Here is a 23,375-nt window from a genome sequence, read left to right as displayed (position 1 = left end):
GGAAACAGTAGAAGAGTTCTACTTCAAGGTAAAAGTGAAGTTGGTGTAACTATTTCAAACTTTTTGAAAAAGATCTAAAGGATCAGTAAAAAAAATGAAAAAATATGAAAAAACTCAAAATGATATATTAAAATTTTTTCAGTAGTTCTGTCTTTGAAATGATAATTGATTGAGAGTAAATACTTAGTTAAATCAATTATTAATTGAAAGAGAAGTGTTAAATCAACACTTCTCTTTTTATATGGAAAAGATCGTGTCACCCTTTAGACTAACTATCTCCTTCAGTTGTTTAAATGAAAAAACATGAAAATAAATAAAAAAAGTTTGAAAAAAATGAAAAATAATGATTGAAACCGTTTTCGGTTGATGGTAAATTAATATTACAGAAAGTCAAATACGAAATTGGAGGATCAAGATGAAACTTGCAACAAGGATAAATTCAATCCTGCCAACAGTTAATGGAGATATTACAAGCGCCCTAAGAAAAGTTTCAGAGATTGAAGGCATTACATGTGTTGATTTAAATTATCCAGAACATTTTTCGACTTATTCAATAAGTGAAGTAAAAGAAACACTAAAAGAAGCAAACCTTGAAGTTAATGGTCTTGCATTAAGATTTAGAAGCCATTTTATTAATGGGGAGTTAGGAAACAACGACAAAGGAATTGCAGAGGATGCTTTTGCACTATGTAAGGAAGCAGCAGATGCTTGTAGAGATCTAGGTGGTAAAGTCATTACCCTTTGGTTAGGGTTTGATGGGTTTGATTATCCATTTCAAGTGGATTACCAAAAGGCATGGAATCAAGTGAAAGAATATGTAACAGCTCTTGCTGATTATGCACCCGATTTACAAATTAGTATTGAATACAAGCCTTACCAAGAAAGATCTTATGCATTAATAGATAGCATTGGTCTCACACTTCTGATGGTAAGTGAAGTCAATCGTGAGAATGTTGGAGTAACGGTTGATTATTGCCATATGTTGATGAAACGGGAAAATCCTGCATATGGTTTAAGCCTAGCAGCTGATAAAGGGAAGCTTTACGGTGTTCATTTAAATGATGGATACGGAACTCACGATGATGGTCTTATGGTTGGAACAGTATCACTTATGCAAACATTAGAGTTCATGTATTACCTAAAGAAATATGATTACAACGGTGCTATCTACTTTGATACATTTCCAATTCGGGAAGAACCGTTAGCAGAGATTAGACAGAATGTAAAAGCAATTAACAAGATTAATAGTTTAGTAGATGAGCTTGGTTTAGAGAATATACAAGAAATTATTAGTAAAAACGATGCTATCGCCGCAAACGAGTTATTTTTTCAGTGCTTAAAATAAGTTGAAGACTCAATATCTTCCTTAGTAAAGGAAAGATATTGTTACCTTAAATGAAAGCGATTACTCAATTAAACTAGGGGGAAAAAAGATGAAAATTAAAAACCGTGTTTTAATGACAGGAGCTTTAGCATTTTCTTTAGCATTATCAGCTTGTAGTAGCAGTAGCGGTGGAGAAACATCAGACGGTGCAGATAAAGGTGCATTTAATCCAGATAATGCTGATGGTCAAACGTATGAGGAAGTAAGAGCTAGCTTAGGCGATGTACCAAGTGTAGCTGACGAAATTAAGTTAGGTGCAGTAGCGAAGGCATTTGAAAACGAGTACTGGAGAACGTTAAAGGAAGGTATGGAAACAGGTGCTAAGGAATTCAGTGATAAAGGCTTTAATCTTACAGTTGATGTAAAATCTCCTCAAGGGGAAGCCGATGAGGAAGGTCAGTTATCCATTGTTAAAGATATGATTAATAAAAAGTATACAGCATTATTGCTATCACCAATCTCTGATAGCAATCTAGTACCGGGGGTTGAAGATGCAATAAAGGCAGATATTCCTGTTATTAACGTTAACGACGGAATTATCAAGGAAGCACCAAACTTTGTAGGTCCAAAAGCTGACCAAAATGGGGAATCAGCGGCTGAATGGATTTCTGAGAAGATCAATGGTGAAGGGAAAGTAGCGATTATCGTTGGGATGCCAAAAGCGTTCGCTGCTAGACAAAGAACTCTAGGGTTTGAAAACTGGATGAAGGAAAATGCACCAGACATTGAAATTGCTGAAAAGCAAAATGCGGACTGGGATCGTGCAAAAGCAAAAGATATTGCGGCAACTTGGATTAAAAAGCATGATGACTTAAAAGCGATCTTCGCTAACAATGACACAATGGCATTAGGTGCACAAGAAGCTGTTAATGAATCTGGGAAGGATATTCTTGTAGTTGGTGTAGACGGAATTGGTGAAGCTTACGAATCTATTCGTAAAGGTGAGCTAGATGCAACAATTGATTCATTCCCGCTGTATAAAGGGCAAATTGCTGTAGAAATGATTTTACGACAATTAGGTGGACAGGAGCTACCACGTGTTATCTGGACTCCACAAGCTTTAATTGATTCAACGAATGTTGATACTCCAGCAGAAGAAATTATTAAATGGGAAGATCCAGTTGTAGCAAAGTAAGAGGGTAATGATATTAGTCCATGTCTATAGTCGGATCGATTGATTCGACTATAGTTTTTAAAGGGGAATCGATAATGGAAAAGCACACGGAAAGCATCGTAAAATTCCAGAATATTTCAAAAGTTTTTCCTGGTGTCAAGGCCTTAGATGGAGTTAGTTTTGATATTAAAAAAGGAGAAATCCATGCTTTACTAGGAGAAAATGGTGCAGGGAAGTCAACCTTACTGAATACATTACATGGTGTCAACAATGTGTATGAAGGCACTGTTGAAATTAAGGGAAGAAAGGTTTCTTACAAGAATGCAAATGAGGCCATTCAAGATGGGATTGTAAAGATCCACCAAGAGGTAAGCTTAATACCTGAATTAACAGTTGGACAGAATATTGCTCTAGGTCATGAGCCTAGAAAAGGAATGTTCATAGATTATAAGAAGCTTCATCAAGAGGCAAATGCTATACTTTCAAAAATGAAATGTAGCTTTAAAAGTGAAGATATAGCTGGGACCTTAAGCACTGGGGAAATGCAAATGATTGCAATTGCGAAAGGACTCTATCATAACGCGCAATTGATCTCATTTGATGAACCTACAGCGTCCCTTTCTAACCAGGAAGTAAGAACTCTTTTTTCAATTATTAATGATTTAAAGGAAAATGGAATTACGATTCTTTATGTCAGTCATAGATTAGATGAAGTGTTTGATATATGTGATCGTGCTACGGTTTTAAGGGACGGAAAGCATATTGAAACTTTCAATATAAAGGATGTAAATAGAGAACAGTTGATTAAAAAGATGGTAGGTCGTGATGTATCTGCATATGCAGTTAGAACAAAACCATCCCCGAAAACTAATCAAAAGGTATTAGAGGTTGAAGATTTATCTGTTAAAGGTGTATTTGAGGATGTTAGCTTTCACCTTCATAAAGGTGAAATACTAGGTTTTGCTGGTTTAGTAGGGTCGAAGAGAACCGATGTGGTAAGAGCCATATTTGGTGCTGAACAAAAGTCGGGTGGAACGGTCAAAATTAATGGAGTTACTGTAAATATTAAATCACCGAAGCAAGGTGTTCAGTTAGGAATAGGGTTAATTCCAGAGAATCGTAAAACACAAGGATTTATAAAGTATTTTGATAATGCCAATAATGTCGGCCTTACAAAAATGGAGAAGTTCACGAAGTTTGGCCTTTTAAATCATACAAAGAAAATGGAAAACTGTAACTACTATATTGATGAAATTAATCTTAAGCCTAGCGATCCGCACTATATGACAAGTCATTTAAGTGGAGGAAATCAGCAAAAAGTGGTCATAGCAAAGTGGCTATCCTCTGATGCAGAAATTCTCATATTAGATGAACCTACTAAAGGGGTCGATGTTGGAGCGAAGGCAGAAATTTATCGTGTGTTAGAGGAATTACTTGAGAAGGGGAAATCCATTATTGTCGTTTCCTCTGAATTGCCTGAGGTTCTTGGATTGAGTGATCGGATTATTGTGATGAGAGAAGGAAGAAAAGTAAAAGAATTTGAGAATCACAATCTGACAGAAGAAGATATCCTTCAATATGCTATGGGGGTAAACAGTGATGTTAAAAACGAAGGGATTTAGTAGAGAACTAAGCTTGGTAGCAGCAATAGTCCTAATGGTCATCGTATTTTCAATTATTGAACCCGTTTTTTTAAGTGGTGCTAACTTGCTAGATATTATGGATCAAAGTGTAATTAATGGGCTGTTAGCTCTCGGGATTACGTATGCAATTATTACAGGTGGTATTGACTTAAGTGTTGGTTCCATTTTTGCAATTGTCATTGTTGTGGTAGGGGACTTGCTAGTTAGTGGAATGAACCCTGTTGTTGCCATTGTATGTGGTGTGGGTATAGGTTTTGTATTAGGAATTTTCAATGGTCTATTAATTACAAAGCTTAATCTACAACCGTTTATTGCCACTTTGGGTACGATGAGTGCATATAGAGGGATTGCCTATGTTATTACAGGTGGATGGCCAGTCCTCGATATTCCAGATAACTTTAGAGGGATCTTTAACTCTGATGTATTTGGAACGATTCCTGTATCCATCTTTGTCCTGTTTGGTTTTGCTATCTTCGGTCATATTATTTTGAAGTACACGAAGCTTGGTACTTATATTTATGCGATTGGTGGAAATGAAGAAGCTACCCTTTTATCAGGAGTAAATGTGAACAGAAGTAAAATGTTAGCTTATGCAATTTCAGGAGCTGGAGCTGCCTTAGCTGGTATGGTTTTGTTGGCTCGACTAGGATCGGGAGAACCAGCGGCTGGGCAAACTTATGAGCTTAATGCTATCGCTGCAGCTGCCATTGGTGGGGCGAGTCTTGCAGGTGGTAGAGGGAATATGATTGGAACTCTTCTAGGTGCCATTTTACTGTCAACGCTGAAAGTAGGATTAGTCGTTGTAGGCGTAGATAGTTTTTGGCAATATATTGCAACAGGAGCTATAATAGTCATAGCAGCTTATTTTGAAGTGATACAAGATAAATTGAAAAATATTAAGTTCAGCAAGAAAAAAGTTGCTGAAGGAGCTGGTAGCTAACATGGAAAAGAATGCGGTTACAATTGTAGGTAGCATAAATTACGATATTATTTTCAAACAAAAACGATTACCTGTAATTGGAGAAACGTTTACGGCAGATAGTGTAGCTTTTACTGGTGGTGGAAAAGGCGCCAATCAAGCTGTCCAATGTGCAAAGCTTGGTCTAGAAACCTATATGGTCGGCAAAGTAGGTAATGATAACTTTGGACCGGAGCTGCTTAGTAAAATGGAGAATTATGGCTTAAATGTTGATTATGTAGAAACAGCGCATACAAACACGGGTATCGGAGTTGTGAATGCTATTGAAGATGGACGATTAGTAGCGACGATTTCTAAAGGTGCGAACTATAGTCTAACTTGTGAGGATATTGAAAAGGCTGAAGGATTATTTGAAAAAAGTAGAATGGTTATCCTTCAGTTAGAAATTCCCAAAGAAGTGGTTGAGTATAGTATTCAGAAAGCAAAAGAGCATAGTTGCTATGTGATTTTAAATGCAGCTCCTGCGAGTGAAATAGATGAAGAATTCTTGAGAATGGTCGATTGTTTAGTGGTGAATGAAACAGAAGCTAGCTTCTATGCAGGCGAAACAGTATCCACCGTTGAAGAGGCTGAAAAAGTGTGTGAGAAGCTTTTCCAATATCCTGATGATCTCTTGATTATTACGCTTGGGGAAAAGGGTAGTCTTTTATATGATGGCGAGCGAAAGGTTCGTTTCCTTCCCAAAAAAGTGGATGTTATTGAGACAACAGGTGCAGGAGATTCCTATATTGGCGCTCTTGCTTATGCGTTGATCAATAAGATGTCCTATGATGAAATGGGAGAATTTGCTTCTTTAGTGAGCTCAAGAACGGTGACTAAGGTGGGTGCGCAAGAGGCAATGCCAACTCTAGCAGAGGTTAAGGAGTAAGAGGAATAATTATTAGATTGAGGTTTTAGTATGATCCCTTATGTTAGAAGAGAAAAAATTATGGATGAGCTTGAGAATAAGCAAATCATGTATATTGAGGATTTTCTTAAAATCTTTGATGGGGTTTCGGAATCCACGATAAGAAGAGATTTAAAAATGCTTGAGGATGAAAATTTTATTGTTCTTTTGAGAGGAGGAGCAGTAAAGCTAAAGCTAGATTCTCATGAAATTCCTGTTGGAACGAAAAAGTTACTTTATAAAGAAGACAAAGAAAAGATAGGGAAATTCGCTGCGTCTCTTGTTGAGGATGATGATTGCATATACATCGATTCAGGTACTTCCTGTACAGCGATGTTCAAGTATATTAAGGCAAGAGGTGTAAGAGTCGTCACGTCCAATACACAGATTCTGAACGAAGTTAACCATGTTATTGAAAGCTGTATTGTGGTAGGGGGAGAAGTGAATAAGAAAATTGACTCTATCTCTGGTCCCTTGACAGATGATACCCTTAAAAATATGAACTTTGATAAATCGTTCCTCGGGGCTAGTGGATTTGGGACGGTAGTAGGAATTAACACTCCAGACTTCCGTGAAGCTAGCAAAAAAAGCATTGCTAAAACAAATTCAAAAAAGTGCTATGTGTTGGCTGATAGCTCAAAGTTTAATAAAAGTACTTTATGTAAAGCTTTTGAAATTCAGGAGTGTATACTGGTGACAAACAAGGAGATTCCTGGGCTAAAGGGTATTTCTGAATATATTGTTGCGGAATAAACTGGGACAAACGTGAACTTAAGTTTGTAGGAGAGAGTTAGTCTTTTCTACAATTTATACCTGATAAAAAGCTATTCTCCAAAAAGGAGAATAGCTTTTTCTTATTGAAATAAAGGTGGAGGTTAGGATAATTTTTTCTTTTAAGGAGTATTGTAGTTTGAATGCAAAATGTATTAGATTCTACGAGTTTGGTAGCCCTAAAGATGTGTTAACCGTTGAAAACAAAATAATTAATCCACCAGAGGATAATGAGGTCTTAGTCCGCATGCTTGCACGTCCTATAAATCCTTCTGACTTAATCCCGATAAGAGGGTCCTATTCACATCGGATTTCTTTGCCTAATATACCTGGTTATGAAGGAGTTGGAGTTGTAGAGGATGTAGGTCCTTTAGTGTCTAAAAGCTTTATTGGAAAACGGGTTCTACCGTTGCGTGGTGAAGGTACTTGGCAAGAATACGTTAAGACATCAGCAGAGTTTGCTGTTCCGTTACCTGATTGTATTGATAATTTTACGGCAGCACAGATGTATATTAATCCCCTTACCGCCTGGGTGGTTTGTACAGAAGTTTTGAGATTAAAAGTGGGAGATGTTTTATTGGTGAATGCGTGTGGCTCATCAATTGGACATATATTTGCTCAATTATCGAAAATCATAGGTTTTCGGTTAATCGCTGTCACTAGAAGTGATAAACATTCAGAAGAGTTACTTCAACTTGGCGCATCTTATGTGATAGATACCTCTGCAGTTTCACTCTATGAAACAGTTATGGAGTTAACGAATGGAATAGGTGCATATGCTGCGATTGACTCCATTGGCGGTTCGGATGGAAACGATTTGGCTTTCTGTGTACATCCTAATGGTCATTTTTTAACCATTGGGCTTCTTTCCGGGGTGCAGGTGAACTGGAAAGAGATTGTAGGAAAAGCAAAAGTAAATGCTACTATATTTCATCTACGGAATTGGAATGCTAATGTCTCTGCTCTTAAATGGCAAGAAACATTTAACCAACTAATCACCCAAATTAAAGAGAAGAAATTACATTTGATGAAAGTAGACTCCCAGTACAACTTAATAGATGTAAAAAAAGCGGTTGAGGTGGAAGCTGCTAGAACGACAAAGGGGAAAGTTTTTTTAACAAGTTAGTGAGAGCAGATTTCGGAAAAACGTGTTAAAGCGAGCAAGTGTTTAGGGGGATTTAATGTTTAAAAGAAAAGAATATACATCCACAGAATATAAGAATACATCAATCGTTTTCTTTATCATCTCGGGGTTTATGCTATTGGGGATTATGATTGCAGGTTTCGTTGAAGGTTTTGACAAAAGTGCCATATCACCCATTATATTGATGGTAACTTCTTTTATTGTGGGGATTTTGTACAGAAGGAAAGGGAAAAGAGAAACTAACTTGTCAAAGTAACGGTGTGATTACTTAAAGGATGTTTATTGGATTCATCTCCGCTGTCTCTCCCCGTAATATTAAGCAGAATAGTATTCTCAAGTATTCGAAGAGTGACAGGAATTCTATATTTTCAGTTGAAAACAACACAGGGATTAGATCAAGATCTAATCCTTTTTATAATGCTATTTTTCTATAAGATTGTGTTTAGAATGGAAATTATTAGAACTTAATGAAACCAAATGAAGGGTTACTCGTAAAAATACATATGCAGAAATGCACAAGAAAGGAATGAACTCACCAACGACAATAAAAGTAAAAACTAGGAGGAAGCGATGAAACCGGTTCTCACATTAGATAACGTCAAGAAGTCGATTAAAGGGAAGAGCATTATTAACGGACTTAGTTTTACTGTTGTGGAAGGAGAGGTTTTTGGTTTCTTGGGGCCTAACGGAGCTGGGAAAACAACGACCATTCGGATGATTGTAGGTTTAATGGGGATTACAGAGGGAGATATCGTCGTCTGTGGAAAAAGTGTAAAAAAGGATTTCGAAGGAGCGGTCGCCAACATTGGTGCGATTGTTGAAAATCCAGAAATGTATAAGTTTTTAACTGGCTACCAAAATCTCCACCAATATGCTCGGATGCATAAGGGAATCACGAAAGAAAAGATTGATGAAGTGGTTGAACTTGTCGGGTTAACCGCTAGAATACATGACAAAGTTAAAACGTATTCACTAGGGATGAGACAGCGGCTTGGTTTAGCGCAATGTTTGTTACACAGTCCTAAACTCTTAATCTTAGACGAACCAACGAATGGATTGGATCCCGCAGGAATAAGAGAAATTCGAGATCATTTACGCATGTTAACAAGAGAAAAGGGTTTAAGTGTAATCGTATCTAGTCATTTACTATCTGAAATGGAAATGATGTGTGATCGAATTGCTATTATCCAAAATGGTAGTTTAGTCGATGTTCAGCAGGTACGTGATTTTGTGCAACATGACCAACTAGTGTATAACTTTGAAACCGGAAATCTTGGAGATGCAGTAGTCTGGTTAAAAGAGGAGTATAACGCAACGATAGTAGAAAATGGATTTACCATTGAGGCTGGGAAAGCTGAAATTCCGGCTATCTTTAAAAAACTGGTCCTTGAGGGTATTGATGTCTATGGTGCTAAATCTGTTTCGAAATCATTAGAGGATCGCTTTTTAGAAATAACCGCGGAAAAGGAGGCGTAAAAAGTTGGGAAAACTAATCATCAATGAATGGATAAAAATTTTTAGAAGACCTGGAACCTATGTCATGATTGGGTTGGTGCTCCTTTTCATTCTAGCTTTTGCTGGATTAAATAAATATGAAGAGATTACTAGTGAACCAATGAACAACTCCAACTGGAAGCAGGAACTAGAAACACAGATTAAAAATGACAAACAATATTTGAGTGAGATGGGTGGAGTTAACTCAAATCTAAGAATGTTTTATGAGCGTGAAATTGCCATTAAGGAATACCAACTTGAGAACGACTTGGCTCCGCAAACGGAAAGTCATGTGTGGACATTTGTTAATGATGCACAGGCAGTCATTAGCTTTGCAGGATTATTTACAATTATTATTGCGGCTGGTATCGTTGCTTCAGAGTTCTCCTGGGGTACGGTTAAATTACTTTTAATTCGACCAATAAGTCGATCAAAAATATTATTATCAAAGTATCTAACTGTTGGTTTATTCGGGTTACTTTTACTAGCGTTAATATACTTCATGTCCACCCTAGTTGGACTTTTGTTGTTCGGTCTGCCAACAAGTGAAGTCCCTCATCTAGCCTATATCAATGGAGAGGTCGTTGAGCGGAATATTGCTTTCCACCTAATCGGGCAATATCTCTTAGGATCGATCGACATTTTAATGATCGCGACCATGGCGTTCATGATTTCCGCCGTATTCCGTAACAGCTCTCTTGCAATCGGGATCTCACTGTTTCTCTTTTTCATGGGTGGAACAGCCACCATGCTTCTTGCCGGAAGATTTGAGTGGACCAAATATATCTTATTTGCCAACACCAACCTGTCCGTATACTTTGACGGTGTGCCACCGATAGAAGGGATGACACTTTCTTTCTCTATCATTATCCTAATCGTTTACTTCGTTGTATTTCACCTCCTTGCTTTTAGCGTATTTAGCAAGAGGGATGTGGCGGCGTAGGTCAGTCGCCGGGCAGATTGAACTGCCAAGTATCCGAATAAACTTCACGCAGATAGGGGCGTATTAAAATCACAGAGGCGAGTGCTCAAGAAGAGCAGTCGCTTCTTGTGAAGGGAAAACGACGGTAAAAAATGAAAGAGAATATTAAGCCAATATAATCGAATATAAAACGGAAGAAGTTTACAAATAGCAACAATCTATGCAAAAACAGCCTTAATAATTGCTTGATAGTATTAAATGATAAGGTTAGGAGAATTTATGGATAAGTTATTACAAAATGAAAGCATTAGAAAATATGGATTCTTCATAGTTGGGCTATTATTGTCAGCTATTGGTACTCTTGTAGCATTTGAAGGGGAGACAAGTTTTATTTATAAGCTTGCTTTTATGATCCTTTCTATTTGTGGGGCAATTCAAGTAATAGCCACCTTTATTAAAGATAAATGGAAAAGTACAGAAAAAATCTTTAAAAATTCATTTACCTATAGTGGATATGTGTTAATGACAAGTGTCGTTTGGGAACACCTCGTGAATGGGATAATAAGAGTTCCGATTTGGGGTTTAGTGTTATGTTACTTGTTTGTAATAGCAGGATTATTTATAGGGGTTGCAAAAGTCATGGAGGTTATGAATAGAAAGAGTTCTATTCAAAGATAAGTGGTTTTGTGAAGTTGGTAGTTTGGTAGTTTCAAGCTTAAGGGGAGTCGAAAAATGGTTCCAAGCTTTAGAAACAGATTGACTATTTACTTATGAATTAGGTCTAACTTGTATAGGGGCTGGTATTATATGAACTATCTAGTAATTATTATTGCTATTTTTGTTTTGTTATTCGCCTTGAGAAAAATCTCTATGATTAAATATTCTAAAAGGCTTTCTGTATTAAAAGAAGCTAAACAAAATGTAATATCGATGCTATGGGGAGTATTAGTAATTGCGGCAATTATCTTTATCCCTTATCAAGTTTGGATATTAACTGGAAGTTCTCATTATTGGGATGGAGTGTACATTATAGGCGGTGCTACTCTGTTTACAATCATCATCAGTTTTATTTTTTACTATAAAAGTACGGTGAAATATAGCTAACAGGTGGAGTTGTCGGAATGACAGCTCTTGTTTTGTTAAAGCAACGTGGGGAGAATGGTATTAAAATTAAACGATAAAATTTAGTTTTGGTGCGTTTTGAAAAAGTTTATCAAACAAATTAATGGTATTCGAACCTATGAATGAACGCAACTGTTCTGAGTTCGTTCATAGGTTCAGAACCATTTATTTAAACACCACAATTATTACATAAATTTGAAACATTTCCATGTTGTAAAACGTAATACTATTCAAGGTGAAAAAACTTACATTTCGGAGGAAAAGATGAGAATAAAAACAATTACTGGATGGTCAGAAAAAGATTTTGATAAAAAAGTCAATGAGTTTCTAAATGACACTACAATTGAAATAGTAGACATAAAATTTACGAACCCAATATTCTTTTATAGTGCAATGGTTATTTATAAAGAAGCAAAATAACATTTCGGTTCAATATTCTGCAAAAATTTTTGCCTCTCCAGACTACATTCACCGATTGGGATTCTATGTCTAGAAAAATAGATAGATGATGCAGATCCACACCAAAATACATAAAGGGGAGAATTACGTGGGAGTTTTAGAGTTGTTGTGGGCATATATAGTCGTGTTCGTTTTGGCTGCCCTTCCATTTTTTGAAGCTTATGGAGTCATTGCTTTGTCCATTTTCGCTGGTTTACCTGAAATACCAGTGATATTAATAAGTCTATTCGGTAATATCCTAACGGTTTTATTGCTCATTCTTTTTATCGATAGAATAAAAGAGTGGAGAAGGAAACGAAAAGGCGAGAAAGTAGAAAAACAGCCAAGCAAAAGGGCATTACGTGCTCAAAACTTATGGAAGAAATACGGTTTGCCTGGTTTAGCATTAATCGGTCCTTTATTTGTTGGTAGTCACTTAACAGCTTTCATGAGTGTTACTCTTGGTGGACAAAAGAAAAGTACCTCTATTTGGATGATTATAAGCATTACTGTATGGGGCGTCGTCTTTGCCTTGTTAAGTCACTTTGGTGTCGATTTCTTAGGCTATGAAGACAGAGGGATTCTTAGAGATATTATTCAAAATGATTGATAGTAAAAAAATGGGCAGTTCAGGTGTTTTAAAGAAACACTTGAACTGTCCCTTTGTATTTTTAGAAGGAGAATTGAACTTGTCATGAATTGACGAGAAAAAGAGGCTTGTTCAAGAATGATAGTTATCAGATAATTGTGATAAAAGGGGGTATTTTTTTGACTTACGGTACGAACAGAGTGGATTACTATTTAAAAGACAATTGTATTTTAAGTGCCAATGTTAAGCATTGGGAAAATTATATAGCAGCTTTGAGGGCCAGTAATACTGTAACCATATACAAAAAAGAATATGTGGTGAATAAAGTTAATATGGTACATGACCCTTCAAATATACTATTAAAAGTAAGCGTTGAACCGCTTAGGGTTTATGATTAAGTATCTCAAAGCAAATAAGTCCCATGCAATCGTTGAAAAGTAATGAAAGAGAGATATTCTTGACCAACTGAAATTAGTTATCCGATTTTTCCCGTCGTACTATCGTTCTAATCTATAAAGTTCTCCGTCTCCCATCATCCATTGGATCCCTAATTTTTGTGAAACGTTGCCTTTGATCAAAAAATAATCCCAGCTCAACTTCCCAATTTAATGTGATTTTTCCCTCTATTTGTGGGAATCAGCCTCCGATAAAATGAGGGCACAGCGGCAATTCTGTCGCTCAACTCTCAAGGAGGTCGATTTGTATGTCAATCAATTGGTTACGCTGGATGGCTCCCTTTGCGATCCTAGCCAGTATACCTTATTTAATGAAGCCTATGTGGGGTGTTATCTGCCAAGTAGGAGTCAATCATTCTCATGGAGGGGTCTGCAAACTTACTTTGCCGTCGGAAATTTTTGCACAGATCATGACCTTGCTCGTATTGGTTGCAGTGTATACTTTTCAGGCTTTTCGGGCTGGACGATTTGGTTTCTTCAGTTTCGTACTCAACTTTATTTTCACGTCAATGATGATAGGTGTTAATTCGTTTGCTTTCCTCTATGAAGATATGATTCTAGGGGAACGCTTTAATCCACCATCTGAGATGATGATCATTTTCATGATTGCGCTCTTCGGGTGGATTTTGTCCTCCGTGCTATTCGGTCTTTCAAAATTGCTTGCCCGTACTTTGCCTAGATGGACAGCGGTAGCCTACATGGTCGGTCCTGCCATGACTCTGTTGCCGAGCCCTGGTTATCTGTTAGGAGCAGTCATTTTTGGGGCTGGGTTAATAGGTATGGGCGTCGCTCTTTGGTACCACAAACCAATTGGAGACGAACCTTTGCAGACAAAAGTAAACAGCTAGAACTATTTGGGAGGGGAGAGTATGCGCCTTACCGGTTACAGCCTCTTGGCAGCTAGATTCTTGTTTGTTGCAATAGCACTGTTGTCGGCTATCGTCTGGTTGTCAGAATTACCAGGTCAATACGGCATACTTAGCACCACTTGCCCGGAGCAAGGGAACTGTCTCTCTTATTCCCAAATCACCCCTACTGCGGCCAATGCATTAAATAAGGCTGGATTTTCCGTAGCCTTCTATGCCGCATTTATGATCAGTCTTTCCGTCGTCACCTTCACCATCTTCCACGGTGTTGCTTGGTTGATTGCATGGCGTTCAGATAGATGGTTTCCACTCTTCGTATCAACATTCCTAGTGACAGTTCTCACCGGGGGTGAGGCCTTGGTGGCTGCTAATCCCACTTGGGAACTGCCTGTGACAGTGCTCCGTTGGATTGGAGCCATCTTCCTAACCCCATTTCTTTGTCTTTTCCCTGACGGCCGGTTTGTCCCACGGTGGACCATTCCGGTGGTCTTATTATCAATCTTTCCTTACACTGGCAGTCTGCTTCTGGAAGGAACGCTGATAAATCCAGAAAAATGGCCCGTGTGGCTAAATATGCTGTTCTGGTTAGGACTCCACTTAGCGGTGTTGGGTGCTCAGATTTTTAGGTACCGACACGCATCTGGAACAGTTGAACGAAGTCAGATTAAGTGGTTGCTGTACGCTGTTGGATTAAACCTCCTCTTTATGAGTATTTTTCTAGTGTGGGAAATGTTCGATTGGGAGGCTGCAACCGGTCAACATAGTGCGTTCATATTATTATTTCGTCAACTGTTGGAGGAACTGGGTTTTGCCATGTTACCACTGGCCGTGGGAATAGCCATAATGCGACATCGACTATGGCAAATCAATCTGCTAATTAACCGGACACTCGTCTTCGGTTCATTAACCGTATGTGTTGCCGGTCTCTATATTTTGATAATCGGATATCTTTCCGCGATTTTACAGACAAGGGGGAATCTACTGATTTCCTTGATTGGTACAGGAGTTGTTGCGGTCTTGTTCCAACCCTTAAGAGAAAAGTTGCAAAAGGCGGCTGATCGCTTAGTATACGGTGACCGTAGCGACCCTTACGGTATCATTTCTCGGCTTGGCGAAAAACTTTCCGCTGCTGCTCCTCCTCAGACTCTATTACAAACAGTTGCTACTACTGTGCGAGAGGCCATGGGGCTCCCGTATGCTGCCATTGCTCTAAAGGATGGCGATACTCAAACCATCGTTGCATCTGACGGTGAGGCAGTTCCAGATTTACACTCGTTCACGCTGGTGTTTCAACAAGAATTGGTAGGCCAGCTGTTACTAGGTCAGCGATCAGGTGAAGATAGTTTCACCACTCGGGACCTGCGCCTTTTGGAAGATATCTCACGTCAAGTCGGTGTAGTAGCGCAAACCGTACAACTTACTCAGCAACTTCGGCGATCAAGAAAGGAGATTGTATCAGCCCGAGAGGAAGAACGCCGCCGCCTGCGACGGGATTTGCACGATGGTATGGGTTCTACCCTTGCCGCGCTTCACCTACAGGCTGGCCAGGCACTAGAAAGAATAAAAAGCGACCCCGACACTGCAGAAATACTTCTTGAAGAGGTACATGCAGAACTTCGTAATACGATGGGGGAGGTTCGACGAGTGGTCTATGATCTACGTCCGCCTAGCCTGGATGAACTGGGTCTAATTGCTTCGCTCCGTGCAAGGGCTGCCCAACTTTCGGAGGGGAGTCAAGCGACTCTTAAGATCTTGATAGAGGCACCCGAGTATCTGCCGACCTTACCTGCTGCGGTAGAAGTAGCGGTCTATCGTATTGTACAAGAGGGCTTGAATAACGTGGTGAGGCATAGTCAGGCAAGTGTCTGTAGGCTCCGAATTTTCCTGGAGGAGGAACTCCTGCACATTGAAATTACGGACGATGGGATTGGTTTTCAAGCTGACTACAAAGAGGGGGTGGGTCTTAAGTCGATTCGAGAGCGTGCTGAGGAACTGGGCGGAACTTTCTTGGTGGAATTGCCTAAAGTTGGAGGCACTCGCCTGGTAGTTAAGTTTCCAATAAGGGGGGAGTAAGAGAGTGAATATATTGAATGTACTAATTGCGGATGACCACCCGTTGTTTCGCAAGGGACTTAGGACGATGTTGGAGTCATTGCCGGAGTTTAAAGTAGTCGGTGAGGCGGCAACTGGAAAAGAGGTGATCGCTAGTGCAGCAGACCTCCAGCCAGACCTTGTGTTGATGGATTTACAGATGCCTGATGGTGGTGGAATTGAGGCGATTAGAGCAATCCGCCATGCTAGCCCCAACATCCGGTTCCTGGTGATTACACTCCACGAGGACGACGATTCTGTCTTTGCAGCTCTCCGTGCAGGGGCCAGCGGTTATGTGTTGAAGGATACTCATGAGGTGGATATTAAACGAGCACTTCTTGCTGTTGCTGCGGGCCAGGCCATCTTTAGCCCAGCTGTTGCATCTCGGGTGATCAAATTTTTTGAGACCACTGCTGCCTATGTACCTAAGGATGTTCTACCTAATTTGACCGACCGAGAGCGGACTATTCTCCATCTGATGGCGCAGGGAAAGAGCAATCCAGAAATCGCGAAGGAGCTAAACTTGACTTTGAAGACGGTCGCAAACTACTCGTCCAACATCTTTGCTAAGTTACAGGTTGCGGATCGGGTTCAGGCAATCCTTTTGGCTAGGGATGTTGGGCTTGGCTAAGAGCCAAAGAAAATCAAACATTAACATGAATTTTTGCTACCTACAAGAAATGAAGAAAAACCTGGGGAGGGTTCTGGTGTTTAAATTAAAAACATCTGAAACCCTCCCTAAGTTTTTTCCTCATGTTTTTTTCTACTATTCTACCAGTATGGTAAATATTCTATCATCTCCTAGTAATTACAAGAATTACCCATTATTTTCCCGTATTGTTAATTTGAAAAACTATTTATAATAGACTTATAGGCCGCCTAGAATAAAACAACTGGAGAGGATTAACATGATGAAACGTAGAGTTTTGGTTTCTAGTATTCTAGCATTATCTCTAATGGGAGGTAGTTTGGCTTCCGCGGATCACACAACTAGTAGTTATACCATTCAAAGCGGGGATACTTTTTGGAAAATATCCCAAAAGTTTAATGTTCCTTTTGCTGATCTATTAGCTGCAAACCCTAATAGGGATCCAAATAATTTGTATGTAGGGCAAGAGGTGCAAATTCCTGTTAAGCATACAACCACCGATTACACACCTTATAAGATACAGAGCGGGGATACCTTTTGGAAAATATCTCAAAAGTTTGGCATATCCTATGCAGATTTATTAGCTGCAAACCCAAATGCTAATCCGAATAATTTGATTATAGGACAAGAGATTCATATTCCTGTTTCTCCAGAACTAGAACAAGAGATTGAAATTCCTGTGTCTCCAAAACCGTCAACCAACTCTTATGTTATCCAGTCAGGGGATACATTTTGGAGCATTAGCCAAAAGTTAGGTGTTCCATATACAGAAATACTTGCAGCAAATCCAACTGCCAATCCGACCAACTTATATCCAGGTTTGGTTATTCAAATACCAGTGAAAAGCACATCTATTGAAGCACCAGCTACATATGCAGATGGAAAGTTTCCTTTAGCGAAAGGAACCTATCAGCCATTTACGGATACGTATGGGGATGGAAGAACATTCAACACTGATGGAACACAAACCAGAAAGCATGAAGGAATCGATCTTATTGCTCCAACTGGTACACCTATTTACAGTATTTATGACGGAGTTGTTATTAATAAAGGCTGGAATACGTATGGAGGCTGGCGTTTAACCGTAAAGACTCCAGATGGAAAAACGGCATTCTATTATGCACATATGTCTAAATATGCTTCGAATACGGATATTGGCACTAAAATAACAAAAGGCCAACTTATTGGTTATGTAGGTAGCACAGGGTACGGTCCTGAAGGTACAAGCGGTCAATTCGTTCCCCATTTACATATAGGAATGTATGATATTGCAAATGGATTTACAGCATTTAATCCATACAACCATTTAAAATACTGGGAAAGTAAGAACTAATATATATGCCCCTTGCTCATTGTTTTGAGTAAGGGGTTTTTTGTGTTGATGTTGTAACTACTGACAGTTACGCTTTTTTCACTGAGTCTTAGCATATGAAAGTAAACTAGCGCCTGCTATAATACCCAAATTGAGCTATAATTCATAAAAACAGGCACTAATGTTGAATGTTAGTGCATGAATTTGGCTTTAATAACAAAATCGTGCAATAAACAAACCGAAGTACAATCCGCACTTTTGAAATAGATACAAGAAACCAAGTATACTTAAACCAAAATTTAAAGGAGCTAAAGGCATGACGGAATTTTGGGAATCAAGTTTTATAGAGTAACAAACGATGTGGGGGTTTGAACCTTCAGACTCAGCCATCCTGACAAAGGACTTTTTCCTTGAAAAGAAGGTTAAGGATATATTGATACCTGGGATTGGATATGGTAGAAACGCGAAGGTTTTTATAGACAATGAAATCAACGTAACAGGGATTGAGATCTCAAAAACAGCGATTGATTTGGCGCGGGAAAATGGGCTTCATATTCCTATTTTTCATGGTCCAGTCAATGATATGCCTTTTGAAAATAAACTTTATGACGGCATCTTTTGTTACGCACTGATTCATTTATTAAATAAAGATGAAAGAGCTAAGTTTATTCAAGATTGCTATAATCAGTTAAAACCAAACGGATATATGATTTTTACGACAATCTCAAAAGAAACCCCTATGTATGGAAAAGGCAAACAACTAAGTGAAGATTACTTTGAGATCATGGAAGGCGTGAAAATGTTCTTTTATAATTCTGAAACCATTAAACAGGAATTTGGCCAATATGGTCTTTTAGAAACATCAGAAATCGTAGAGCCACATAAAGATAATGAAGACAAACCTCCATTTAAATTTATAATGGTAAAATGTCAGAAACCACAATAAAAATAAGGTAATTTATCACTTAGGATGAATTACCTTTTCTTTTTAAAGTTAGCTAAAGAACGAAACCTTATAGGATTAAGCACGTATGGTTAATAAAGGTGAGGTGAACTAATTGTATTTTCCATCTAAGAAGGATATTTGGTTCTTCTTCATGTTTTGGGGGATGATACTATTTCTCGTTTTTATTTATTTTGTTGGGTCAGATCCTGTTGGGTTTCAACTGATTACTTATAATAGTGTAGCAGGAATCATCATAAATGTTTTGATTATAGGTTTATTATTATGGCTTTGGTTTGGTACGGGATATAAGGTTGAAGATGGACTTATAAAGGTTAGATACGGTCCATTTAGAAGTTCAGTAAAGATTGAAGAAATACGAAAACTGAGTAAAATAAAGAGTCCATTTACAGCACCTGCGCTATCCGTAGACAGGGTAGAAATACTTTATGGACAATATAACGTTTTGAATATATCTCCTAGAGATGAAAAAGCGTTTATTCAATTGTTAATAACAGAAAACCCTAATATTCAACTAGATAAAAAACTATCTATTAATTAAATGCCCAAGGGGGGTGCAAGATGCCAAAGAGGAAAAAACTTTATTTCTTGATTATTTTTACTGTGTTCTGTGCTTTATTTGCGTATTTATCTTATAATGGAGCATATTCAAACAAGGGGATATTAGAAAAAGTTACAGATCGAGAAGGGTATACACTTCATCTTATTAAAAATAATGAGACGGTTGAGTTCTATGTAAAACCTGAATGGATTCCTTTTAATAGTAAGAAAGAAAAAGAGTTTGATATCGAAATTACAACGAAGGAAAATACAAATATTATACTGGATAGTGTATGGAATAGAGAAAATGATATCTATTTTACTTTTGATACTACGTACAACCTGGATTATAACAAAGGACGCTTTATGTACAATGGGATCTTTAATGAGGACGGAACATATACCACTAATAGCTCTCATCAAGAGTACTTTTTGTATAATCATAACAAAGAAATCATAGATGTAGGTCAATATGGTCAAGGACCCAACTCAGCGTTTGGGTTTGCTATTAATCCAGAGAATTATGATTTAATAAAAGATGGGTTCTATGTTCGATATTCGGGGTTTTATTTGTATGAATATACTAAGAATTGATATTGTATTAATGATTAAAGGAGCGACCTAACAAAATGAACATAAAGAAGTGTACGCTAGAAGACTTATCCGTTCTTCAAAACATTAGTTATGAAACATTCGATGAAACATTCAAGGATCAAAACTCACCTGAAAATATGAAAGCCTATATGGATAAGGCATTTAACATGAAACAACTAGAAAAAGAATTATCCAATGTTTCGTCGGAATTCTTTTTTGTTTATGTTAATGATGAGGTGGCTGGTTACTTGAAGGTAAATACCAATGATGCTCAGTCTGAAGAAATGGGTGACGAATCCCTTGAAATTGAGAGGATCTATATAAAGAGCAAATTCCAAAAACACGGGCTGGGTAAATATCTTCTCGATAAAGCGATAGAAATGGCATTGGAACGTAATAAACAGAAGATTTGGTTGGGTGTATGGGAAAGGAATGAAAATGCGATTGCTTTTTATAAGAAAATGGGGTTTGTTCAAACGGGAGCCCATTCTTTTTATATGGGAGATGAAGAACAAACTGACTATATTATGACCAAACCGCTAATTAAATAATGAATTAACCTTATTGACCGTCAAAAAAATATACTGCATGTTTACCTAACAATTAGACGGGTATTTCTATGTATACACACATAGAAAGGCGTGAATATGATGTTAAGATGGTCAATATTATTTTTACTTATCGCACTTATAGCAGCGTTTTTCGGCTTTATTGGAATAGCTGGAGCAGCAATTGAAATTGCTAAATTTATCTTCTATATTTTTCTCATATTATTTATTGTCTCGCTTATTAGTAGCGTTATTAGGCGATAATGATGAAGTATACTAGAGTGACCTTTATAGAAGCATAGCATTGATATGATAGCTTTCAATGAGCAATGAATGCCTTGGGACCAATCCTTATTTCTTGGACAAGCAATGTGTTGCTATACCCTTAATATGTTAAGGGATTGGTCTACAGGACGATTAGTTTAGTTCACAAGAATACATAGCTTTAGGAGGTAGATAAAATGGAGAAGGTAACCCCGTTTTTAATGTTTCAAGAAGGCAACGCAGAAGAAGCGATGAATTTTTACACATCGATCATGGAAGATTCTCAAATAACAAACATTGTTCGATATGGGGCGAATGAAGCTGGACCTGAAGGCACCGTGATGCAGGCTACTTTTACCTTGAAGGGGCAAGAATTTATGTGTATTGACAGCTACATCAAGCATCAATTCACGTTTACGCCTTCTTTCTCGATTTTTATTACCTGTGATACGGAAGAAGAACTTGCTAATCTTTATGAGAAACTAGGTGAAGGCGGTCAAGAGCTTATGCCTCTAGGCGATTATGGTTTCAGCAAAAAGTTTGGGTGGATAAATGATCGTTTTGGAGTTTCGTGGCAACTAAATCTTCCTTTTGAAGTTTAGGGTGAGGGGAGGGGGTTACTTCAAAAGAGGTAATCCTTTTTTAGAACCATTCGTACAACAGACATATGTAAAAGACCACACAATGTGGTCTTTCATTTTCTATCAATCTAATAAATTTTCTTCCTGCACCCTCAAAATTACATCCACGCGATCTGTTACTTCTAACTTTGAATAGATTCTAGAAATATGATTTTTAACGGTTCCTTCTGCTAGATAAAGACTTTGCGCGATTTCGCGATTGTTTTTTCCTTTAACGATGAGGCGTAATACGTCGAGTTCTCGGTCTGTTAGACCATAATTGGCGTTTTTCCCGGTATCATTTTTTGGGGAAGGTGCACCACCAGCCCATTCGGCTACCATAATTTTTGCAATCTCCTGTGGAAGTAACGTTTCGCCTTTATGAACTAATCGAATGTTTGAAGCAAGGTCTTCCGGTTCCATTGCTTTTAGCAGATAACCAGAAGCTCCGGCTTTCAAAGCGTCTTTCACATAATCCATATCATGAAAGGTGGTAAGGATAATGATTTGAATGTCGGGAAAATGTTCTTTTATGTACCCTGTTGCCTCTATCCCGTTCATCACAGGCATATTGATGTCCATAAGGATCACATTTGGTTGAAGGTCCTTGCACATATCAATTACTTCTTTACCATTCCCGGCAACACCAACGACCTCAATATCCTCCTCTTGACGAAGTACAATTCGTAAGCTTCCTCTAATTAAATCCTGATCGTCAGCGATTATTATTTTTATCATGGTTATCCAGCCTTTCCTGTTTTAAAAGGTAACTGACAAATAATCTTTGTGCCTTTGTCTTTATGGGATTGAATATCCAATTTGCCTTGGTATGCTTCAATTCTTTCTTTCATGACAGAGAGTCCGAAGCCATACTGTATTTGATCCATTCCGATTCCATTGTCCTGAACCGTTAATGTGACCAGCTCAGGTTGTACAGAAAGTAATATATGAATATTGTCCGCGCTTCCGTGACGTTTTGCATTTGTTAAAGATTCCTGTAAGCAACGCACAAAGGTTAATGAAATTTGTGGATGGACGGTTATGTCATTCCCAACTGCCTCAAATGTAACGGTAGTTCCGGTAGATAGTGAAAACTCAGTTGCAATTCCTTTAAGTTCATTGGTAAGAGATTCACCCTCTTTTAATGGTGAAATATGATGGATTTGCCTTCTTACATCTTCTAGGCCGTCTCTACTTATTTTGCCTAACTGTTTGATATTTTGTATGGCCTCTTCCGGTGAGTCATTAATGAGGTATCGTGTTGCATCTAGTCCCATAATGACGGATGTTAACGTATGTCCGACCGTATCATGTAGTTCACGGGATAGCCTATTTCGTTCCTCTAGTAGTGTGATTTTTTCTATTTGTTGAGCATATTGCTCCAGCACTTGTCGTTGCCTCTCATTCTCTTCTAAAAGTTGGTGCATCTTTCGCTGCGTATCGATAACTTTCCAAATAATACAGCCCAAACCAAAGAAGAAAAAGCCCTCTATAACAGAGATGCTATAGGTAGGTACAGGTAAAACAATGGCCATCGCAACGGGTGGTATTAATGAAAACCAAATCCAGAGTGGGACTCTAAGTCTTACTGTATGTATAGTGGCAGCAGCACACATAGTTGGAATCGCAATATATGAAAAGTATTCACCGATAAAATAAGAGCTATAGATAAAAAACATCCCGGTAACCACTAACTCAACCACAGGGTAAAGCCACTTTTTCTTGTGTCCGGTATAAAACCAAACGAATTGAGGGATGACACCTGCAATAAGGCATGCCAAAAGAATTATATAAAGGCTCTCATTACTCCCCTTATATTCATAAGGAATTAAAATTAAGTGAAGAACAACCCAAATGATTCGTACATAAAACAGCGTAATATATGCCCAATGCTCGTTTGTAAAAGATTTCACTCTTTTCACCTTTTTTCCACCTGATATAGTTTTATCATACTAGATTCATATAGCTACGGAAAGACTAATTGTC

27 protein-coding genes are annotated in these 23,375 nt (G+C 38.1%); 25 read left to right on the top strand and 2 right to left on the bottom strand.

From position 1 onward, the window contains the following. The first annotated feature begins 415 nt into the window (after positions 1 to 415). From ACFYKX_RS09475 to ACFYKX_RS09355, 25 genes are all read left to right on the top strand, one after another. Positions 416 to 1,345 (top strand): sugar phosphate isomerase/epimerase family protein, encoded by a 930-nt coding sequence (locus tag ACFYKX_RS09475; protein ID WP_389360411.1) that lies wholly within the window; start codon positions 416 to 418, stop codon positions 1,343 to 1,345. A gap of 88 nt (positions 1,346 to 1,433) precedes the next feature. Further along, on the top strand, positions 1,434 to 2,519 hold the full coding sequence (locus ACFYKX_RS09470; RefSeq protein WP_389360409.1) for a sugar ABC transporter substrate-binding protein: 1,086 nt from the start codon (positions 1,434 to 1,436) through the stop codon (positions 2,517 to 2,519). Between the two features lie 74 nt (positions 2,520 to 2,593). Beyond that, on the top strand, positions 2,594 to 4,120 hold the full coding sequence (locus ACFYKX_RS09465; protein ID WP_389360408.1) for a sugar ABC transporter ATP-binding protein: 1,527 nt from the start codon (positions 2,594 to 2,596) through the stop codon (positions 4,118 to 4,120). Continuing rightward, complete coding sequence (locus ACFYKX_RS09460; protein ID WP_389360406.1) at positions 4,098 to 5,081, top strand: ABC transporter permease; 984 nt, start codon at positions 4,098 to 4,100, stop codon at positions 5,079 to 5,081. Before ACFYKX_RS09465 ends, ACFYKX_RS09460 begins: the two co-directional genes overlap by 23 nt. Before the next feature lies 1 nt (position 5,082). Continuing rightward, on the top strand, positions 5,083 to 5,988 hold the full coding sequence (locus tag ACFYKX_RS09455; protein ID WP_389360404.1) for a ribokinase: 906 nt from the start codon (positions 5,083 to 5,085) through the stop codon (positions 5,986 to 5,988). A 30-nt stretch (positions 5,989 to 6,018) separates the two neighbouring features. Beyond that, positions 6,019 to 6,759, top strand: coding sequence for a DeoR/GlpR family DNA-binding transcription regulator (locus tag ACFYKX_RS09450; protein ID WP_389360402.1), 741 nt, complete (start codon positions 6,019 to 6,021; stop codon positions 6,757 to 6,759). Positions 6,760 to 6,916: 157 nt separating this feature from the next. Then, positions 6,917 to 7,903: a zinc-dependent alcohol dehydrogenase family protein gene (locus ACFYKX_RS09445; RefSeq protein WP_389360400.1), complete on the top strand. Its 987-nt coding sequence runs from the start codon at positions 6,917 to 6,919 to the stop codon at positions 7,901 to 7,903. A gap of 55 nt (positions 7,904 to 7,958) precedes the next feature. Continuing rightward, the gene (locus ACFYKX_RS09440; RefSeq protein ID WP_389360398.1) at positions 7,959 to 8,177 is read left to right on the top strand and encodes a hypothetical protein; all 219 of its coding nucleotides are present in this window, start codon (positions 7,959 to 7,961) and stop codon (positions 8,175 to 8,177) included. Positions 8,178 to 8,491: 314 nt separating this feature from the next. Further along, positions 8,492 to 9,397, top strand: a complete 906-nt coding sequence (locus ACFYKX_RS09435) for an ABC transporter ATP-binding protein (protein WP_389360396.1) — start codon at positions 8,492 to 8,494, stop codon at positions 9,395 to 9,397. Between the two features lie 4 nt (positions 9,398 to 9,401). Continuing rightward, positions 9,402 to 10,358: an ABC transporter permease gene (locus tag ACFYKX_RS09430; protein ID WP_389360394.1), complete on the top strand. Its 957-nt coding sequence runs from the start codon at positions 9,402 to 9,404 to the stop codon at positions 10,356 to 10,358. A gap of 258 nt (positions 10,359 to 10,616) precedes the next feature. Next, the gene (locus ACFYKX_RS09425) at positions 10,617 to 11,015 is read left to right on the top strand and encodes a hypothetical protein (protein ID WP_389360393.1); all 399 of its coding nucleotides are present in this window, start codon (positions 10,617 to 10,619) and stop codon (positions 11,013 to 11,015) included. A 129-nt stretch (positions 11,016 to 11,144) separates the two neighbouring features. Next, on the top strand, positions 11,145 to 11,441 hold the full coding sequence (locus tag ACFYKX_RS09420) for a hypothetical protein (protein WP_389360392.1): 297 nt from the start codon (positions 11,145 to 11,147) through the stop codon (positions 11,439 to 11,441). Between the two features lie 282 nt (positions 11,442 to 11,723). Then, on the top strand, positions 11,724 to 11,879 hold the full coding sequence (locus tag ACFYKX_RS09415; protein ID WP_389360390.1) for a hypothetical protein: 156 nt from the start codon (positions 11,724 to 11,726) through the stop codon (positions 11,877 to 11,879). 127 nt (positions 11,880 to 12,006) lie between these two features. After that, complete coding sequence (locus tag ACFYKX_RS09410) at positions 12,007 to 12,507, top strand: small multi-drug export protein (protein WP_389360388.1); 501 nt, start codon at positions 12,007 to 12,009, stop codon at positions 12,505 to 12,507. A 158-nt stretch (positions 12,508 to 12,665) separates the two neighbouring features. Beyond that, positions 12,666 to 12,884, top strand: coding sequence for a hypothetical protein (locus ACFYKX_RS09405; protein ID WP_389360387.1), 219 nt, complete (start codon positions 12,666 to 12,668; stop codon positions 12,882 to 12,884). A gap of 305 nt (positions 12,885 to 13,189) precedes the next feature. Continuing rightward, complete coding sequence (locus ACFYKX_RS09400; RefSeq protein WP_389360386.1) at positions 13,190 to 13,789, top strand: hypothetical protein; 600 nt, start codon at positions 13,190 to 13,192, stop codon at positions 13,787 to 13,789. Between the two features lie 21 nt (positions 13,790 to 13,810). Further along, positions 13,811 to 15,880, top strand: a complete 2,070-nt coding sequence (locus ACFYKX_RS09395) for a GAF domain-containing sensor histidine kinase (RefSeq protein ID WP_389360384.1) — start codon at positions 13,811 to 13,813, stop codon at positions 15,878 to 15,880. 4 nt (positions 15,881 to 15,884) lie between these two features. After that, on the top strand, positions 15,885 to 16,529 hold the full coding sequence (locus ACFYKX_RS09390) for a response regulator (RefSeq protein WP_389360382.1): 645 nt from the start codon (positions 15,885 to 15,887) through the stop codon (positions 16,527 to 16,529). A 277-nt stretch (positions 16,530 to 16,806) separates the two neighbouring features. Next, positions 16,807 to 17,880, top strand: a complete 1,074-nt coding sequence (locus ACFYKX_RS09385) for a LysM peptidoglycan-binding domain-containing protein (RefSeq protein ID WP_389360380.1) — start codon at positions 16,807 to 16,809, stop codon at positions 17,878 to 17,880. A 337-nt stretch (positions 17,881 to 18,217) separates the two neighbouring features. Beyond that, complete coding sequence (locus ACFYKX_RS09380) at positions 18,218 to 18,805, top strand: class I SAM-dependent methyltransferase (RefSeq protein ID WP_389360378.1); 588 nt, start codon at positions 18,218 to 18,220, stop codon at positions 18,803 to 18,805. 112 nt (positions 18,806 to 18,917) lie between these two features. Next, the gene (locus ACFYKX_RS09375) at positions 18,918 to 19,364 is read left to right on the top strand and encodes a PH domain-containing protein (RefSeq protein ID WP_389360376.1); all 447 of its coding nucleotides are present in this window, start codon (positions 18,918 to 18,920) and stop codon (positions 19,362 to 19,364) included. A 20-nt stretch (positions 19,365 to 19,384) separates the two neighbouring features. After that, positions 19,385 to 19,957 (top strand): hypothetical protein, encoded by a 573-nt coding sequence (locus ACFYKX_RS09370; protein ID WP_389360374.1) that lies wholly within the window; start codon positions 19,385 to 19,387, stop codon positions 19,955 to 19,957. Positions 19,958 to 19,992: 35 nt separating this feature from the next. Beyond that, entirely contained in the window at positions 19,993 to 20,508 is a 516-nt protein-coding gene (locus tag ACFYKX_RS09365) for a GNAT family N-acetyltransferase (protein ID WP_389360372.1), read from the top strand. A gap of 99 nt (positions 20,509 to 20,607) precedes the next feature. Beyond that, on the top strand, positions 20,608 to 20,769 hold the full coding sequence (locus ACFYKX_RS09360; RefSeq protein ID WP_389360544.1) for a DUF1328 domain-containing protein: 162 nt from the start codon (positions 20,608 to 20,610) through the stop codon (positions 20,767 to 20,769). Positions 20,770 to 20,966: 197 nt separating this feature from the next. Beyond that, a complete protein-coding gene (locus ACFYKX_RS09355) occupies positions 20,967 to 21,371 on the top strand; it encodes a VOC family protein (RefSeq protein ID WP_389360370.1) in 405 nt (134 codons plus the stop codon). 102 nt (positions 21,372 to 21,473) lie between these two features. Here ACFYKX_RS09355 and ACFYKX_RS09350 read toward each other — a convergent pair whose 3' ends face one another. Together ACFYKX_RS09350 and ACFYKX_RS09345 are read right to left on the bottom strand one after the other, a co-directional pair. Then, complete coding sequence (locus ACFYKX_RS09350) at positions 21,474 to 22,127, bottom strand: response regulator (protein WP_389360368.1); 654 nt, start codon at positions 22,125 to 22,127, stop codon at positions 21,474 to 21,476. 2 nt (positions 22,128 to 22,129) lie between these two features. Further along, positions 22,130 to 23,311 (bottom strand): sensor histidine kinase, encoded by a 1,182-nt coding sequence (locus ACFYKX_RS09345; RefSeq protein WP_389360366.1) that lies wholly within the window; start codon positions 23,309 to 23,311, stop codon positions 22,130 to 22,132. Between the last annotated feature and the right edge of the window lie 64 nt (positions 23,312 to 23,375).

This window comes from Cytobacillus spartinae, from assembly GCF_042865285.1.
In the GTDB taxonomy this organism is placed as follows: domain Bacteria; phylum Bacillota; class Bacilli; order Bacillales; family Cytobacillaceae; genus Robertmurraya_A; species Robertmurraya_A spartinae.
This window is presented reverse-complemented; position numbering and strand designations above follow the sequence as displayed.

Excerpts from the sequence above, each read along its gene's own strand:
- ACFYKX_RS09415 (WP_389360390.1), top strand. The coding sequence starts at position 11,724 with ATGAGAATAAAAACAATTACTGGATGGTCAGAAAAAGATTTTGATAAA.
- ACFYKX_RS09355 (WP_389360370.1), top strand. The coding sequence starts at position 20,967 with ATGGAGAAGGTAACCCCGTTTTTAATGTTTCAAGAAGGCAACGCAGAA.
- ACFYKX_RS09350 (WP_389360368.1), bottom strand. The coding sequence starts at position 22,127 with ATGATAAAAATAATAATCGCTGACGATCAGGATTTAATTAGAGGAAGC.
- ACFYKX_RS09460 (WP_389360406.1), top strand. The coding sequence starts at position 4,098 with ATGTTAAAAACGAAGGGATTTAGTAGAGAACTAAGCTTGGTAGCAGCA.
- ACFYKX_RS09435 (WP_389360396.1), top strand. The coding sequence starts at position 8,492 with ATGAAACCGGTTCTCACATTAGATAACGTCAAGAAGTCGATTAAAGGG.
- ACFYKX_RS09420 (WP_389360392.1), top strand. The coding sequence starts at position 11,145 with ATGAACTATCTAGTAATTATTATTGCTATTTTTGTTTTGTTATTCGCC.
- ACFYKX_RS09380 (WP_389360378.1), top strand. The coding sequence starts at position 18,218 with ATGTGGGGGTTTGAACCTTCAGACTCAGCCATCCTGACAAAGGACTTT.
- ACFYKX_RS09365 (WP_389360372.1), top strand. The coding sequence starts at position 19,993 with ATGAACATAAAGAAGTGTACGCTAGAAGACTTATCCGTTCTTCAAAAC.
- ACFYKX_RS09455 (WP_389360404.1), top strand. The coding sequence starts at position 5,083 with ATGGAAAAGAATGCGGTTACAATTGTAGGTAGCATAAATTACGATATT.
- ACFYKX_RS09370 (WP_389360374.1), top strand. The coding sequence starts at position 19,385 with ATGCCAAAGAGGAAAAAACTTTATTTCTTGATTATTTTTACTGTGTTC.
- ACFYKX_RS09440 (WP_389360398.1), top strand. The coding sequence starts at position 7,959 with ATGTTTAAAAGAAAAGAATATACATCCACAGAATATAAGAATACATCA.
- ACFYKX_RS09385 (WP_389360380.1), top strand. The coding sequence starts at position 16,807 with ATGATGAAACGTAGAGTTTTGGTTTCTAGTATTCTAGCATTATCTCTA.
- ACFYKX_RS09395 (WP_389360384.1), top strand. The coding sequence starts at position 13,811 with ATGCGCCTTACCGGTTACAGCCTCTTGGCAGCTAGATTCTTGTTTGTT.
- ACFYKX_RS09400 (WP_389360386.1), top strand. The coding sequence starts at position 13,190 with ATGTCAATCAATTGGTTACGCTGGATGGCTCCCTTTGCGATCCTAGCC.
- ACFYKX_RS09425 (WP_389360393.1), top strand. The coding sequence starts at position 10,617 with ATGGATAAGTTATTACAAAATGAAAGCATTAGAAAATATGGATTCTTC.
- ACFYKX_RS09450 (WP_389360402.1), top strand. The coding sequence starts at position 6,019 with ATGATCCCTTATGTTAGAAGAGAAAAAATTATGGATGAGCTTGAGAAT.
- ACFYKX_RS09465 (WP_389360408.1), top strand. The coding sequence starts at position 2,594 with ATGGAAAAGCACACGGAAAGCATCGTAAAATTCCAGAATATTTCAAAA.
- ACFYKX_RS09470 (WP_389360409.1), top strand. The coding sequence starts at position 1,434 with ATGAAAATTAAAAACCGTGTTTTAATGACAGGAGCTTTAGCATTTTCT.
- ACFYKX_RS09360 (WP_389360544.1), top strand. The coding sequence starts at position 20,608 with ATGTTAAGATGGTCAATATTATTTTTACTTATCGCACTTATAGCAGCG.
- ACFYKX_RS09475 (WP_389360411.1), top strand. The coding sequence starts at position 416 with ATGAAACTTGCAACAAGGATAAATTCAATCCTGCCAACAGTTAATGGA.